We start from the raw sequence: 13,705 nt of genomic DNA, 5'->3' as shown, positions 1-13,705 counted from the left end.
AATGCGGCGCCAGGATGCCCTGCCAGGATACCTCGGCGTTACCGAGAAAGCGGTAGGCCGCGCAGGTTTCACTCCAGCTGTCGCAGGCCTCGGGAATGCTGGCTGTCGGCTTCGCCGTAAATCGTTCCATCAGTGTTCTCGCTCGCTTGTTGAGGCGAGCATCGCCCAGGTTCAGTCCTGCAAACTCTTGATCCGTCCAGCGACTCGATACCTTGGCCAATGCGTCACCCAAAGTCAGAGAGTAAACGCGATCTCGCTCAAGTTTACAAGCCCCTCAGGTAAGGCATTGAATGTTAACGACTTTTTGGTACGAGTACCGAACCACTGTCGACTTGTGTATAACGGTATGACCTAGCCTGCCGCTCGCCGGTTCGGTAAAATTCTTGCATCAGCCCGCGACCAACGAGTACCACAATGATGAAGCCCCGGATCAGCCTGTTTGCAGAACATGAACGCGAAGATCGGCGTACAAAGATCGGAGATCCGCTGGTCGGTTTAACCAACCATGTGGACTTCGACGCGCTGGCCGCCAGCATCGACGCCGCAGCACCGAGGCCATCGCGCGCAAAAGGCGGTCGTCCGCCGTATCCGACTGTGTTGATGGTCAAGATCCTGGTGCTCCAGCAACTCTACAACTTGGCTGACGACGCGTTGGAGTATCAGTTGCTCGACCGCCGTAGCTTCCTGCAATTTCTGGATCTGACCGAGAGCAGCAGCATCCCCGACTCCAAAACGATCTGGCTGTTTCGCGACCGTCCGGCCCAGGCCGGTGCCGGCACGCTGGTGTTCGAGCAGGTCCAACAGCAACTGCAAAAACACGGCTACATGGCGCGCTGCGGTCAAATCGTTGATGCCTCGTTGGTACAGGCGCCGGTACAACGCAACAAGCGCGACGAGGCCGACACCGTCAAAGAGGGCACCATGCCCTTGACTTGGAAACCTCGCAAACGGGCGCAAAAAGATGTCGACGCGCGCTGGACCAAAAAGCACGGTAAATCGCACTTCGGCTACAAGTTGCACGCCAGCGTGGACAAGCGCTACAAGCTCATCCGCAAAATCGCCGTCACCAACGCCGCCGTCGCCGTCGCCGACACCACCGTCTTCGAGGCCCTGCTCGATCCGAGCAACACCAGCAAAGCGGTGTACGCCGACCGGGGCTACCCCAGCGCCGAGCGGGAAAGCGCGCTCAAACAGGCCGGCTGGCATGTCCACATCCAGCGCAGGGGCCACGCCACCAAAGGTATTTCCGCCGCGCAGAAACGGCGTAACCGCCGCATCGCTACTCCGCGCGCCCGCGTCGAGCATGTGTTCGGAGCGCCGGCGCAGATGGGCGGAAAACTCGTGCGATGCTTGGGCATTGTGCGCACCACCTTCGCGTTGCACCTCAAAGCGGCCAGCTACAACTTGAAGCGGCTCGTCTTCTTGAAAGAACGCGGGCTGCCACCGTTCTAAACAGCGGAGGGATCGGCTGAAAGGGCTGTTTTCCACCGCTAGATCCGGCTGCGCGCTCACCAACGCCTATTCCGCTCAGCGGCGCGATCCATTTCTCTATTGCCCTCAACGCCGGCTGGCAGGCGCTTTTTCCTTCACGTCGTTACGAAAGCCAGTTATTCGAGGTGGCCTTGAGGCTGGTCTCGTCGATGCCAACCGCGCGCACTCCCGTCATCGCGTCGCGGCGGCGCGCGATGCCCACGTAGTGCGCGATGCGCCGCCACAGCCGTTTCGACCGCACTCGCAACTGGGCTGCGGCCTGGGCCGCCGGCAGGGTCTGGCACAGCGACAGGGCCAGCGCCTCGAACAGCAAGGTGAAGCCACTGCCGGGCCGCGCCCACGGCACCTCGGCCTGCGTCGTCTTGCCGCAGGCGCTGCAATCGACGCGCGGCACCTCGGCGTGCAGCCAGGCTTCGAACTGGAAGAAATCCAGATGCCGCCAACTGCGTTTGACCCGGTCGTGGATGCCTTGCCCGTTCACGCCGCAGGCCGGACACGGCAGTTTCCCCGCGTCGCACGACACCTCGAAATCGATCCGGCGCTTGGCCGTATCAAGGTCAACTTTGGCAACTACCCACGGCGCTTGCAGACCCAGCGCGGTGGTGAACAGGGCTTCGACGGCGATACTCATCAGGAACTTGCTCTAACAAAATGGCGTTGCTCGGCATCATACCCGATGTCAATTTCGACTAGAAACGGCATAGAGCCAGAATATTTTCAATGGGGAAAGACGGGCGAAGAGCATTTTTTATTGAAATGGCACGTCGATCTCATTGATGGTGAAGCCGCTGAGATGTTATTTCCAGAGAATCAAATTTTACTCTACGTAAACGATATGTCACGATCGGAAGAGTTGCAAGTGAGAATATGCCAAGGGAAAAATAATTCCTATTTGCTAAGGCATGAGGAGCTGGAGTAGTGAATTGTTTTTTCTATTGGCTGTCTGACTGCAGGGGATCTGTTTTTCCTCAGCTGCATTTTTCCCAACCCAGCGATCATGCGGGCAAAGCTGCCCTTGTCGCCTCGCCTCGCCACCGCGCCGCTGCTAGTGCGGATTCTCGTCTCGGCCCCGTCCCGTTCTGACCTCTCCCTGCGTCCCGCCATTCCACAGTGGACGGGACGCCACGTCCGCCGCGCAATTGCGCCACTTAGCATTGCTTTGCGCTTACAATTTCAATCAATATCATTCTTGACGGAAATACTGGCTTCCCCTTGGGGGAGGCAGATACCGTCGCACGCAGCGAGAGACCACCACGCCAGCCATGAGCGAGTCCACCTTACACCACCTCCACGGCGCCGCGTCGCGCCGCGCTGGCGCGCCGGCCGACTCGCTGGTGCGCCGGCTGACCCGCATGAACTTGCTGGTGTTGAGCGTGACCATGCTGCTGACCTTCGCCCTGCTGGCCACCGCCACCTGGTTCGTCGCCCGCACGCGGCAGATCCAGGGCGCCGAGTTGAGCGCTCAGCTGCTGGCCAACAGCATCGCGCCGATGATGGTGTTCGCCGACCGCGAGGCGGCCAACGGCGAGCTGGCCGCCTTCTCGCGCCGCAGCGACCTGCAGCAACTGCAGGTGCAAACGCTGCGGGGCGCCGTCTTCGCCCAGTGGCGGGCCGGCGGCGCCGATACGGCCGCCGCCGCGCTGGCCGCGCCGCCCGGGATGGGCACTTACGCCGCCGTCGCCGCGCACACCACCACCTCGGCCAACGCGCTGGAGGTATGGGTGCCGGTGCGGCTGAAGGGCGAACTGGTCGGCCTGCTGGTGCTGCGCGAGAGCCTGCAAAGCCTGCACCGCTCCGTGCTGCTGCTCAGCGGCATAGGCGCGCTGCTGATCGGTGCCGCCATCTGGATCGCCGCGCGCGGCCTGCGTGTGGTGCAGCGGCGCGCGCTGGCGCCGCTGGTCGAACTGTCCGACCTGGCCGAGCGCGTCGCGCTGGAGCACGACTACGGCCGCCGCGCCACCGTCTACCGCGCCGACGAGGTGGGCCGGCTGACCGAGCGCTTTAACGATATGCTCAAGCGGATCGAGATCTGGCAGGCCGACCTGCACCAGCAACTGGAGCAGGAGCAGGAGGCCGGCCAGCAGTTCCAGCAGATGGCCCACCAGGACAGCCTGACAGGCCTGCCCAACCGCCTGTTCTTCCAGGGCGAGCTGCAACGCAGCCTGGCGCTGGCGGCGCAGACCGGCGAGCTGATGGCGCTGATGTTCATCGACCTGGACAACTTCAAGACCGTCAACGACCTGCACGGCCACGAGGCCGGCGACGCCGTGTTGTGCGAGGTGGCGCGCCGCATGTCCGGCGTGCTGCGCGCGCGCGACGTGCTGTGCCGGCTGGGTGGCGACGAGTTCGCGCTGATCCTGCCGGTGCTGCCGGACCAGGCGGCGGCCGAGCAGCTGGCGCTGCGCCTGATCGAGGCGGTGCGCGAGCCGCTGCACGTGGGCGCCATTCTGATGCCGATCGGCGCCACCGTCGGCCTGGCCTTCTGCCCGCTCGACGCGCGCGACGCCAGCAGCCTGCTGAAGGCCTCCGACCAGGCCATGTACGCGGCCAAGCGGGCCGGCAAGAACACTTTCCGGCGTGTGCAACATGCGCAACATGATTAGGCGGCATGGCGGGGCGGCACTGTCGCCGTTGTTGTTGGCGCTGGGGCTGGCCACCGGCTGGCCCGCCGCGCAGGCGCAGGCGCAAGCGCATGCGCCCGCAGCCACTCCCGCAGCCGCGCCGGCGCAGGAGGCGCGGCCGAAACCCGGCGAGGACGCCAGCCACCCGTCGCTGGAGGAGCTGCTGCGGCAGACCTTGAACGAGGTGCCGCGCGAGGTGGAGGAGTCGACCTCGTCGCGCTTCGCCCAGAGCGCGGCGCAGGCGCCGTCGGTGACCTATGTGCTGACCGACGCCGACATCGCCCGCCACGGCATGCGCAGCATGGCCGACATCTTGCGTGGCATGCCCGGCCTGTACGTCACCGGCGACGGCAATTTCATCTACGTCGGCGCGCGCGGTCTGGGCCGCCCGGGCGACTACAACGCGCGCCTGCTGTTCCTGGTCGACGGCATGCGCGTCAACGACAACATCTACGACGCCGGCACGCTCGGCGCCGAGTTCTTCGTCGACGTCGACCTGATCGACCGGGTCGAGTACGCGCCGGGGCCGGGCTCCGCCCTGTACGGCAACAACGCCATCTTCGGCGTGGTCAACGTCATCACCAAGGGCAGCGACAAGCTGCAGGGCCTGCAGCTGCGCGCCGGCGTCGACTCGGCCGGCCAGCGCGAGATGCGCGCCAGCGTCGGCCACCGCTCGGAGAACGGCTGGGACGGCTGGCTGGCGTTGAGCGCCTTCGAGCGTAACCGCATCCGCATCCCCTACGACGTGACGCCCGAGGAAAGTGAACAGCTGCGCGCGCACAACTGGGACCACGGCCAGCGCCTGCTCGGCATGGCCAGCGCCGACGGTTGGACCCTGCGCGGCGGCGTGAGCCGGCGCACGCGCGGCTTCCCCTACGTCTACCAGGTCGACGGCGGCTGGAACCTGGGCCAGCAGCGCGGCATCTTCGACAACAGCTTTGTCTCGCTGGCGCACGAGCGCAACATCGGCGACTGGAACCTGTACGCCGCCGTCTCGGCCAAGCGCAGCGGGTACGACGACGTCAACCCCTACCAGGCCGACGACGGCACGGCGCGAACCTTCTCCAACGCCTCGCTGGGACGCTGGCGCAACGTCGACCTGCGCCTGAGCACCCACCGCTGGCGCGACCACGACCTGATGGCCGGCGTCGAGTACCAGTTCGACCGCCAGCAGCAGATCGTCGCCGGCACGGTGGGCGAGGAGCCGCTGGCGCAGTTTATCGGCGAGAACCGGCGCCGTGGCCTGTTCGTGCAGGACGCCTGGCGCCTGAGCGACACGCAGCGCCTGATCCTCGGCCTGCGCCGCGACCACGCCAGCATCGGCGGCAGCAACACCAATCCGCGCCTGGCCTGGATCTGGAGCGGGGTGGCCGACGCCACGCTCAAGCTGATGTACGGCAGCGCCTTCCGCGAGGCCAACCTGTACGAGTTTCAGTCCAACGCGCCGTTCGGCGCGCCGACCCCGGCGCCGGAGCGGGTGCGCACGCTGGAGCTGGCCTGGGAGCACACGCTCAACCACCAGCTGCAATACCGCCTGTCGGTGTACGGCTCGCAGCTGCGCGACCTGATCAGCATCAACCTGGATACGGCCGTGTTCGAGAACAGCGCGCCGATCCGCAACGTCGGCGCGGAGCTGGGCGTCGAGCGGCGCTGGGGCGGCGGCCAGCAGCTGCGCGCCGCGCTGTCGCTGCAGGACACCAAGGACGAGCAGGGCCGGCGCCTGTCCAACTCGCCGCGCACGCTGGTCAAGCTGATGTTCAACCAGCCGCTGCGCGGCGACGCGTTGCAGTTGTCCTGGCAGGCGCTGAGCGTGAGCCGGCGCAGCTTCGCCGAGGGCGACCTGCCGGGCTACGCGCTGCTCAACGCCACGCTGTTGTGGCGCCCCAGCCTGGGCACCGACGTCAGCGTCGGCGTCCACAACCTCGGCGACGTGCGCTACCGCGACCGGCCCGGCCCCTACGGCGCGCCGATCACCCAGGAGCGGCGCAGCCTGCGCTTCTCGCTGACCCGGCGCTTCGGTTCATGAGGTGCTGGCGCAAGGCGCTACTAGGCATGTCGCTGTGCGCGGCGGCCTGCGCGCCGGCGCGGGCCGGCCAGGACGAGGTGCAGCTGAAGGCCGCCTTCATCTACCGCTTCGCCCAGCTGACGCAGTGGCCGCCGCCGCCGCTGCGCGAGTTCACCTACTGCGTGGCCGGCAACGCGCCGCTGCAGGACGCGCTGCGCGCGCTGACCCAGGGCGCGGCGCCCGGCGCGCCGGTGCGGCTGCTGCAGATCGGCGAGCCGCAGCACGTGCCGCAATGCCAGTTGCTGGTGCTCAGCCTGAGCGGACGCGCCGAGCTGCGCCGCTGGCAGGAGATGCTGGCCGACGATCCGGTGCTGGTGGTGGGCGACAGCGCCGAGTCCTTCCGCAACGGCGCGGTGATCGCGCTGGTGATCGAGCCGAACGGACTGGCCTTCCGCATCAACCACACCGAGGCCAAGCGGCGCGGCCTGGCGCTGAGCTACCAGATGCTCAAGCTGGCGCGCGAGGTCAAGTAGCGCGCGGCGCGGCGCCCGGCCCGGCGGCTCAGGCGTCGAGGTTGAACTCGGTGAACGAGGACTCGCTGGCCGGCTTGGGCTCGGGCTCGGCCGGCGCGGCCTTGCGGTCCGGGCCGTTGTTGAGCAGCCAGAGCAGGTTGGTGGCCGAGTCGGCGTTGGCCAGCGCCTCCTCCTGGCTGATGGCGCCGTCCTGCACCAGCTTGAGCAGGGCCAGCTCGAAGGACTGCGAACCGGGCGACAGGCTCTTCTCCATCGCCTCCTTGATCTGGCCGATCTCGCCCTTTTCGATCAGGTCGGCGACGTAGCGCGTGTTGACCATCACCTCCACCGCCGCCGTGCGCGCACCGCCGTCGATCGAGCGCACCAGGCGCTGCGAGACGATGGCCTTGACCGTCGCCGCCAGGTCCTGCAGCAGGGCGGCGCGGTTCTCCATCGGGTAGAAGCTGATGATGCGGTTGAGCGCGTTGTAGCTGTTGTTGGCGTGTAGCGTGGCCAGCACCAGGTGGCCGGACTGGGCGTAGGCGAGGGCGGCCGACATGGTCTCCTTGTCGCGGATCTCGCCGATCAAAATGCAGTCGGGCGCCTGGCGCATCGAGTTGCGCAGCGCCGTGTGGAAGTCCTTGGCGTCGCTGCCGATCTCGCGCTGGTTGACAATAGCCTTCTTGTTCTTGAACAGATACTCGATCGGGTCCTCCAGCGTGAGGATGTGGCCCGAGCGCAGCTCGTTGCGGTGGTCCAGCATGGCGGCGATCGAGGTCGACTTGCCCGAGCCGGTCGAGCCGACCAGCAGCATCAGGCCGCGCTTCTCCATGATCAGTTCGGCCAGCACCGGCGGCAGGCCCAGCTCGGCCAGCGGCGGTATGGTCGCCGGCACGAAGCGGAACACCGCCGAGACGCTGCCGCGCTGGCGGAAGGCGGACAGGCGGAAACGGCCCAGGTTGGCCACCGAGACGCCCATGTTGAGCTCGTTGCTGTCGTCCAGTTCCGCCATCTGCGCCGGCGTGCAGATCTCCGCCAGCAGGGTGCGGATGTTGTCGGGTTCGAGCTTTTGCTGGTTGATGGGGATCAGGTTGCCGTTGATTTTCAGGTGGACCGGGGAGTTCACGGCGAAGAACATGTCCGAGGCGTTCTTCTCCTTCATCAGCTGGAACAGGCGGTCCATCATGGTCATGGCAATCTCCGATCGGTTGCGGCGCGGGGGTATTCGTGCAATTGAGGACACTGGATACAACAAGGGCCGGGGCGCTTGCGCGGCCCGGCCCCTGCTATGTTACCACCGGCCCCGGCGCGCCGGGACGCAGTTTAGATCCCGCGCAGCAGCTCGTTAATGCCGGTCTTGGCGCGGGTTTTGGCGTCGACGCGCTTGACGATGACGGCGCAGTACAGGCTGTACTTGCCGTCGTCCGACGGCAGGCTGCCCGACACCACCACCGAGCCGGAAGGCACGCGGCCGTAGGTCACTTCGCCGGTGGCGCGGTCGTAGATCTTGGTCGACTGGCCGATGTAGACGCCCATCGAGATCACCGAGTTCTCTTCGACGATGACGCCTTCGACGATTTCCGAGCGGGCGCCGATGAAGCAGTTGTCTTCGATGATGGTCGGGTTGGCCTGCATCGGTTCGAGCACGCCGCCGATGCCGACGCCGCCCGACAGGTGGACGTTCTTGCCGATCTGGGCGCAGGAGCCGACGGTGGCCCAGGTGTCGATCATCGCACCCTCGTCGACGTAGGCGCCGATGTTGACGTAGGACGGCATCAGCACGACGTTCTTGGCGATGAAGCTGCCACGGCGGGCGACGGCCGGCGGCACCACGCGGAAGCCGCCCTTGGCGAAGTCCTCGGCGGTGTAGTTGGCGAACTTGGTGGGCACCTTGTCGTAGAACTGCATGGTGCCGTCGCCGCTCATGACGCTGTTGTTCTCCAGGCGGAACGACAGCAGCACGGCCTTCTTGACCCATTGGTTGACCACCCAGTCGGCGCCGGTTTTCTCGGCCACGCGGATGGAGCCGTTGTCCAGGCCGGCGATGACGTGGGCGACCGCGTCGCGCAGTTCGGCGGCGCCGTTGGCCGGGTTGATCTCGGCGCGGTTTTCCCAGGCCTGGTCGATGATTTGCTGAAGTAGTTGGGTCATGGTGGTTTTCGCTTGTCGAAAGGGTGGGGTTATTGGTTCAGGGACTGGCAAAACTGGACGATGCGCTGGGCCGCCTGCAGGCCCTCGGCGGTCTCGGCGACCAGCGCCATGCGGATGCGGTTGTGGCCCGGGTTGAGGCCGTGCGCCGTGCGCGCCAGGAAGCTGCCCGGCAGGACGGTGACGTTGTACTCGGCGTACAGGCGCTGGGCGAACTCGGTGTCCGACAGGCCGGTGCGGCTGACGTCGGCCCACAGGTAGAAGCCGGCGTCGGGCAGCTCGACGTCGAGCACCGTCTGCAGCAGCGGCGTGATGGCGGCGAACTTGGCGCGGTATTGGGCGCGGTTGTCCTCGACGTGGGTCTCGTCGTTCCAGGCCGCCACCGACGCAGCCTGCACGGCCGGGTTCATGGCCCCGCCGTGGTAGGTGCGGTACAACAGGAATTTTTTCAGCACCTCGGCGTCGCCGGCGACGAAGCCCGAGCGCATGCCCGGCACGTTGGAGCGCTTCGACAGGCTGGAGAACACCACCAGGCGGGCGTAGGGCCGCTCGACGCCGGACAGGCCGAGGATATGGGCCGCCTGCATGGCGCCCAGCGGCGCCTCGTCGCCGTGGTAGATCTCCGAGTAGCACTCGTCGGCGGCGATGATGAAGTCGTAGCGCTCGGACAGGGCGAACAGGTTCTCCCAGTCGGTCAGGGTCAGCGTGGCGCCGGTCGGATTGCCGGGCGAGCAGACGAACAACAGGCGCACGCGCTGCCACACCGAGGCGGGAATGCTGTCGTAGTCGCAGCCGAAGTTGCGCGCCGGGTCGGAGTTGACGAAGTAGGGCTCGGCGCCGGCCAGGTAGGCGGCGCCCTCGTAGATCTGGTAGAACGGGTTGGGGCAGACCACCAGCGAGCCGGCGGCCGGGTCGATCACCGTCTGGGCGAAGGCGAACAGCGCCTCGCGCGAGCCGTTCACCGGCAGCACCTGGGTGGCGCGGTCGAGCGCCGGCAGGTCGTAGCGGCGTTCCAGCCAGTCGGCGATGGCGCCGCGCAGGGCCTCCGAGCCGACCGTGGTGGGGTAGTTGGCCAGGCCGCCGATGTTGTCGATCAGCGCCTGCTGGATGAAGGCCGGCGTTGGATGCTTGGGTTCGCCCATGCCCAGGCTGATGGCGCTGTGCGCCGGGCTGGCGGCCACCTTGGCGAACAACTGGCGCAGTTTTTCGAAGGGGTAGGATTGCAGCTTGTCGAGATGTGGATTCACTTGGCGGACCGGAGGCAATGGAAAAAATGGCGGCGCGCGGCTGGCGCTCAGCTCTCCATTATAGCGTTCTTGCGCGGGCTTGGTGCGGCGCACCAGCGACGGCGCGCGCCGCCCCGCAACAGCCTACAACGGCCCCGCAAGCGCCGCGTGGGCGCTTTGGCAAGATGGTTCAAATACCAAGCCTGTGCCATAATCGCCTCGCGCGCGGCGCGCCACCGCCCGCTCGCGCAAGCGCAATGCAACCGCCATCCACCCGCCACACGCCAGCAAAGGACGCTCATGGAGCACGCCGCCACCGAATCCACCCCCCTCAAGCTCGACGCCATGGTCAGCCGCCAAGTGATGGTGGCGCGTCTGCTCACCGGTCTGCTGCAGGGCGCCTTGCTGTACCCGTTGTACCGGGCCGCCAGCAACAGCTTCTGGCCGGCCACCCAGCCCTACCTGTTCGCGCCGCTGTTGCTGCTTTGCCTGCTGCTGCCGGTGCTGCTGATCTCCAGCCTGGGCCACATGCGCACGCGGCGCGCCCTGCAATGGGTGGGCGCGCTGGCCGTGGTGCTGGCGCTGCTGGCGCTGCACGACGTGTGGCGCGGCGCCGGGCATGTCGGTTGGGGCGAGTTGAGCCGGGGCTCGGGCGTGCGCGCGCCGTCGCCGCTGCTGTTTTTCTTCAGCGCCGCCTTCTGTTACATTGCCCATTCGCTGGCGCTGGCGGCGGCCCAGGACGGCCGCCGCCTGGCCAGCTACGCCAGCCACTTCGAGGCGGCCTGGAAGCTGATCATCCAGCTGGCCTTCTCGACGATGTTCGTCAGCACGCTGTGGACGGTGCTGTTCCTCGGTTCCTCGCTGTTCATGCTGGTCAAGCTGAGCTTCTTCAAGGAGCTGCTGGAGCAGGCCTGGTTCAATATTCCCGTCACCTGCTTCGCCTTCTCCTGCGCGATCCACCTGACCGATGTGCGGCCGGCCATCGTGCGCGGCATCCGCACGCTGCTGCTGGTGTTGCTGTCATGGCTGCTGCCGCTGGCCGCGCTGATGGTCACCGGCTTCCTCTGCAGCCTGCCCTTCACCGGCCTGGAGGTGCTGTGGCAGACCCGCCACGCCACCGCCGTCCTGCTCGGCACCGACGTGCTGCTGCTGGTGCTGATCAACGCCGCCTTCCAGAACGGCGCGGCGGCCGGCGTGGTGGCGCCGGTGCTGCGCGTCAGCGCGCGCGCCGCCGCCGTGCTGCTGCTGCCGCTGACGGTGATCGCCGTCTACGCGCTGGGGCTGCGGGTGGGCGACCACGGCTGGAGCTCGGACCGCATCATCGCCGCCGCCTGCCTGCTGGTGGCCGGCTGCTACGCGGTGGGCTACGCCTGGGCCGCCTATCAGAGCGACAGCTGGCTCGAACCGATCGCCTTCGTCAACGTGGTCACCGCCTTCGTCATCCTGGCGGTGCTGCTGGCCTTGTTCACGCCGCTGGCCGACCCGGCCCGGCTGGCGGTCAACAGCCAGATGGCGCGCTTGGACAAGGGCCGCGTCAGCGCCCGCCAGTTCGACTACGATTATTTGCGCTTCGAGGGCGCGCGCTACGGCCGCGCCGCGTTGGAGCAGCTCAAGCTGCGCAGCGGCGGGCCGGACGTGGAGCTGGTGCGCCAGTCCGCCGACGAGGCGCTCAAGCGCACCAGCCGCTACGGCCGCGACGCACCCAAGCTGCTCGACCTGGCCGACAATTTGCACGTCTGGCCGGCCGGCACGCAGCTGCCGGCGGGCTTCCTGGCCACGCGCTGGGGCGACAACGGCCTCAGTTATATGCTGCCGTCCTGTTTGAACAATGCCGGCAAGGAGTGCGACGTCTTCGTGCGCGACATGAATGGCGACGGCAAGCCGGACGTGCTGGTGGTGGGTAAGGAGCCGCAGATCGGCGCCGCCCTGCTGGGCCTCGGGGTGGACGGCAAGTGGACGCTGCTGGGCAGCCTGCCGCAGGACGCGGCAGGCTGCGCGCCGCTGCGTGGCAAGCTGCTGGCCGGCGAGTTCGAGGTGGTCGCGCCGCGCGTGCACGATTTGCAGGTGGGCGGCATGCGCGTTGAGGTCACGCCGCGCGAGACGCCGCCGCTGGCGCTGTGCAAGGCGCTGACCAAGGCCTTGAAGGGCGAGAAGAAATGAGAGGGCGCGAGGTGCAGCAGATTCTTATGATCCGTTGGCCATTTTCTTTCTTGACCTGTAGGTGAATTTGCACTTGTGGACGTGGTCGTCGATTCTTTTTTGATAGGGTGATTTTGCCGTATTCGTCATAAGTGCAATGATGCCATTTCTCGCCCGGATAGCAGCCTTAGATTGCGGTCAAGCTCAGTTGCGCCGAACCTGATTTTCAATCCACGTGCCCAGGCGGGACCCTATCTGAGGGCAGCTCTAAAAGCTGCCGTTTTCGCGCAGGCGGAAACTTATGCCTTGCCGGAGCTCTCCTCTATACGCGACATACGGTATCGCGCGGTATGAATTCTCGCCTACCCGGCGGTCTGCCGATGTCGAATGACGAATTCGGGGTTGTTCGGAGTGCCCTTGAGCTTCGCGCTCTTGTCGACCACCACATGCGCGTTTCAATCCAAGCGCCCATGTGGGACGCGATGACAGCGCCGACTCGCGGGCGACGGCCTGGGTGGCGTTTCAATCCACGCGCCCACGCGGGACGCAGCCAAGGGTGGTTTTTCCCGCCACATCGACGTGGAATTTCAATCCACGCGCCCACGCCGGACGCGACAACGTAGGGACGCCGGTCAATGTGTCCATGCCGTGGGTTCAATCCACGCATCCACGCGGGACGCGACCGCACCGCCCACGACGCCGATGGCGTAAGGGTTGTTTCAATCCACGCGTCCACGTGGGACGCGACCAGGGACTCGGGGCCTGGGCTACTCGGTGCAGCGGTTTCAATCCATGCGTCCACACGGGGCGCGACCTTAGCTTCAAAGGCCTGACAGGCGCCGAGATCCAGTTGCAATTCACGCGTCCAAGCGGGGCGCGACACCAGCGCCGCACGCTGCGTGCTATCAATATCGCCGTTTCAATCCACGCACCCACGCGGGGCGCGACCGCGCATCGTGTGGCTGATGGCGTTTACGGTGCCGTCGTTTAAATCCACGCACCCACGCGGGGCGGGACGCACTCCTCGTTGATCTTCCGGCCGATGGTCGGCTTGTTTCAATCCACGCACCCGCGCGGGTCGCGACTTGAGCGCGTCGGCGGCGTCGATACTTTGCTTGATGTTTCAATCCACGCACCCACGCGGGTCGCGACAGCCCGAGGTGTACGCGGAGATTCAATTGAGGAAAGTTTCAATCCACGCACCCACGCGGGGCGCGACCAGATCGGCGAGGTGTTCTTGTCGATTTATGATGTTTCAATCCACGCGCCCACGCGGGGCGCGACGCCAGGCGTCATAGTCGGCGCCGGCGGGCTGGCCGTTTCAAGCCACGCGCCCACGCGGGGCGCGACGGCAACGCGAGCTGGTGCTCGATGGCGTTCAAGGTTTCAATCCGCGCGCCCACGCGGGACGCGACCAGGGACTAGCGACCCGGGCTACTTGGTACAGCGGTTTCAATCCACTCGCCCACGCGAGACGCAACCTTGCGCGCACCGCCCGCCGCGTCAGGATACACCGTTTCAATCCACGCGCCCACGCGCCCACGCGGGATGCGACGGCGCGAC

At 66.5% G+C, this 13,705-nt stretch carries 9 protein-coding genes and 1 pseudogene; 5 read left to right on the top strand and 5 right to left on the bottom strand.

Going from position 1 to position 13,705, the window contains the following annotated elements; translation table 11 throughout:
* On the bottom strand, positions 1-232 hold a 232-nt coding region (locus BM252_RS29255), incomplete at its 3' end, for an IS4/Tn5 family transposase DNA-binding protein (protein WP_425442394.1).
* 185 nt (positions 233-417) lie between these two features.
* Here BM252_RS29255 and BM252_RS29250 point away from each other — a divergent pair.
* Positions 418-1,452 (top strand): IS5 family transposase, encoded by a 1,035-nt coding sequence (locus tag BM252_RS29250; RefSeq protein WP_093391281.1) that lies wholly within the window; start codon positions 418-420, stop codon positions 1,450-1,452.
* A gap of 169 nt (positions 1,453-1,621) precedes the next feature.
* Here the strand turns inward: BM252_RS29250 and BM252_RS29245 are convergent.
* Positions 1,622-2,122 (bottom strand): annotated as a pseudogene (locus tag BM252_RS29245) (transposase family protein); the annotation flags it as partial.
* Positions 2,123-2,753: 631 nt separating this feature from the next.
* On the opposite strand from BM252_RS29245, the gene BM252_RS29240 reads away from it, so the two are divergent.
* Genes BM252_RS29240 through BM252_RS29230 form a run of 3 tightly spaced genes read left to right on the top strand, consistent with a single transcriptional unit; the run spans position 2,754 to position 6,650 of the window.
* Positions 2,754-4,094: a sensor domain-containing diguanylate cyclase gene (locus tag BM252_RS29240; protein ID WP_245774503.1), complete on the top strand. Its 1,341-nt coding sequence runs from the start codon at positions 2,754-2,756 to the stop codon at positions 4,092-4,094.
* Positions 4,078-6,138, top strand: a complete 2,061-nt coding sequence (locus tag BM252_RS29235; protein ID WP_093391277.1) for a TonB-dependent receptor plug domain-containing protein — start codon at positions 4,078-4,080, stop codon at positions 6,136-6,138. The genes BM252_RS29240 and BM252_RS29235 overlap by 17 nt, the downstream gene beginning before the upstream one ends.
* Before the next feature lie 26 nt (positions 6,139-6,164).
* A complete protein-coding gene (locus tag BM252_RS29230) occupies positions 6,165-6,650 on the top strand; it encodes a YfiR family protein (protein WP_245774502.1) in 486 nt (161 codons plus the stop codon).
* A gap of 28 nt (positions 6,651-6,678) precedes the next feature.
* Here the strand turns inward: BM252_RS29230 and BM252_RS29225 are convergent, their stop codons facing one another.
* The 3 genes from BM252_RS29225 to dapC form a co-directional block, all read right to left on the bottom strand.
* Positions 6,679-7,812, bottom strand: coding sequence for a PilT/PilU family type 4a pilus ATPase (locus tag BM252_RS29225; RefSeq protein WP_093391278.1), 1,134 nt, complete (start codon positions 7,810-7,812; stop codon positions 6,679-6,681).
* Positions 7,813-7,952: 140 nt separating this feature from the next.
* Complete coding sequence (gene dapD / locus BM252_RS29220) at positions 7,953-8,780, bottom strand: 2,3,4,5-tetrahydropyridine-2,6-dicarboxylate N-succinyltransferase (RefSeq protein ID WP_093391274.1); 828 nt, start codon at positions 8,778-8,780, stop codon at positions 7,953-7,955.
* A gap of 29 nt (positions 8,781-8,809) precedes the next feature.
* A complete protein-coding gene (gene dapC, locus BM252_RS29215) occupies positions 8,810-10,024 on the bottom strand; it encodes a succinyldiaminopimelate transaminase (protein ID WP_093391272.1) in 1,215 nt (404 codons plus the stop codon).
* A 279-nt stretch (positions 10,025-10,303) separates the two neighbouring features.
* On the opposite strand from dapC, the gene BM252_RS29210 reads away from it, so the two are divergent.
* The gene (locus BM252_RS29210; RefSeq protein ID WP_093391271.1) at positions 10,304-12,163 is read left to right on the top strand and encodes a DUF4153 domain-containing protein; all 1,860 of its coding nucleotides are present in this window, start codon (positions 10,304-10,306) and stop codon (positions 12,161-12,163) included.
* Positions 12,164-13,705: the final 1,542 nt, after the last annotated feature.

It is taken from the genome of Rugamonas rubra (assembly GCF_900114705.1).
Lineage (GTDB): Bacteria > Pseudomonadota > Gammaproteobacteria > Burkholderiales > Burkholderiaceae_D > Rugamonas > Rugamonas rubra.
This window is presented reverse-complemented; position numbering and strand designations above follow the sequence as displayed.

What these genes read in the sequence shown, in the direction of transcription:
- BM252_RS29250 (WP_093391281.1), top strand. Translation starts at nt 418, where the DNA reads ATGAAGCCCCGGATCAGCCTGTTTGCAGAACATGAACGCGAAGATCGG.
- BM252_RS29240 (WP_245774503.1), top strand. Translation starts at nt 2,754, where the DNA reads ATGAGCGAGTCCACCTTACACCACCTCCACGGCGCCGCGTCGCGCCGC.
- BM252_RS29235 (WP_093391277.1), top strand. Translation starts at nt 4,078, where the DNA reads ATGCGCAACATGATTAGGCGGCATGGCGGGGCGGCACTGTCGCCGTTG.
- BM252_RS29230 (WP_245774502.1), top strand. Translation starts at nt 6,165, where the DNA reads ATGTCGCTGTGCGCGGCGGCCTGCGCGCCGGCGCGGGCCGGCCAGGAC.
- BM252_RS29225 (WP_093391278.1), bottom strand. Translation starts at nt 7,812, where the DNA reads ATGGACCGCCTGTTCCAGCTGATGAAGGAGAAGAACGCCTCGGACATG.
- dapD (WP_093391274.1), bottom strand. Translation starts at nt 8,780, where the DNA reads ATGACCCAACTACTTCAGCAAATCATCGACCAGGCCTGGGAAAACCGC.
- BM252_RS29210 (WP_093391271.1), top strand. Translation starts at nt 10,304, where the DNA reads ATGGAGCACGCCGCCACCGAATCCACCCCCCTCAAGCTCGACGCCATG.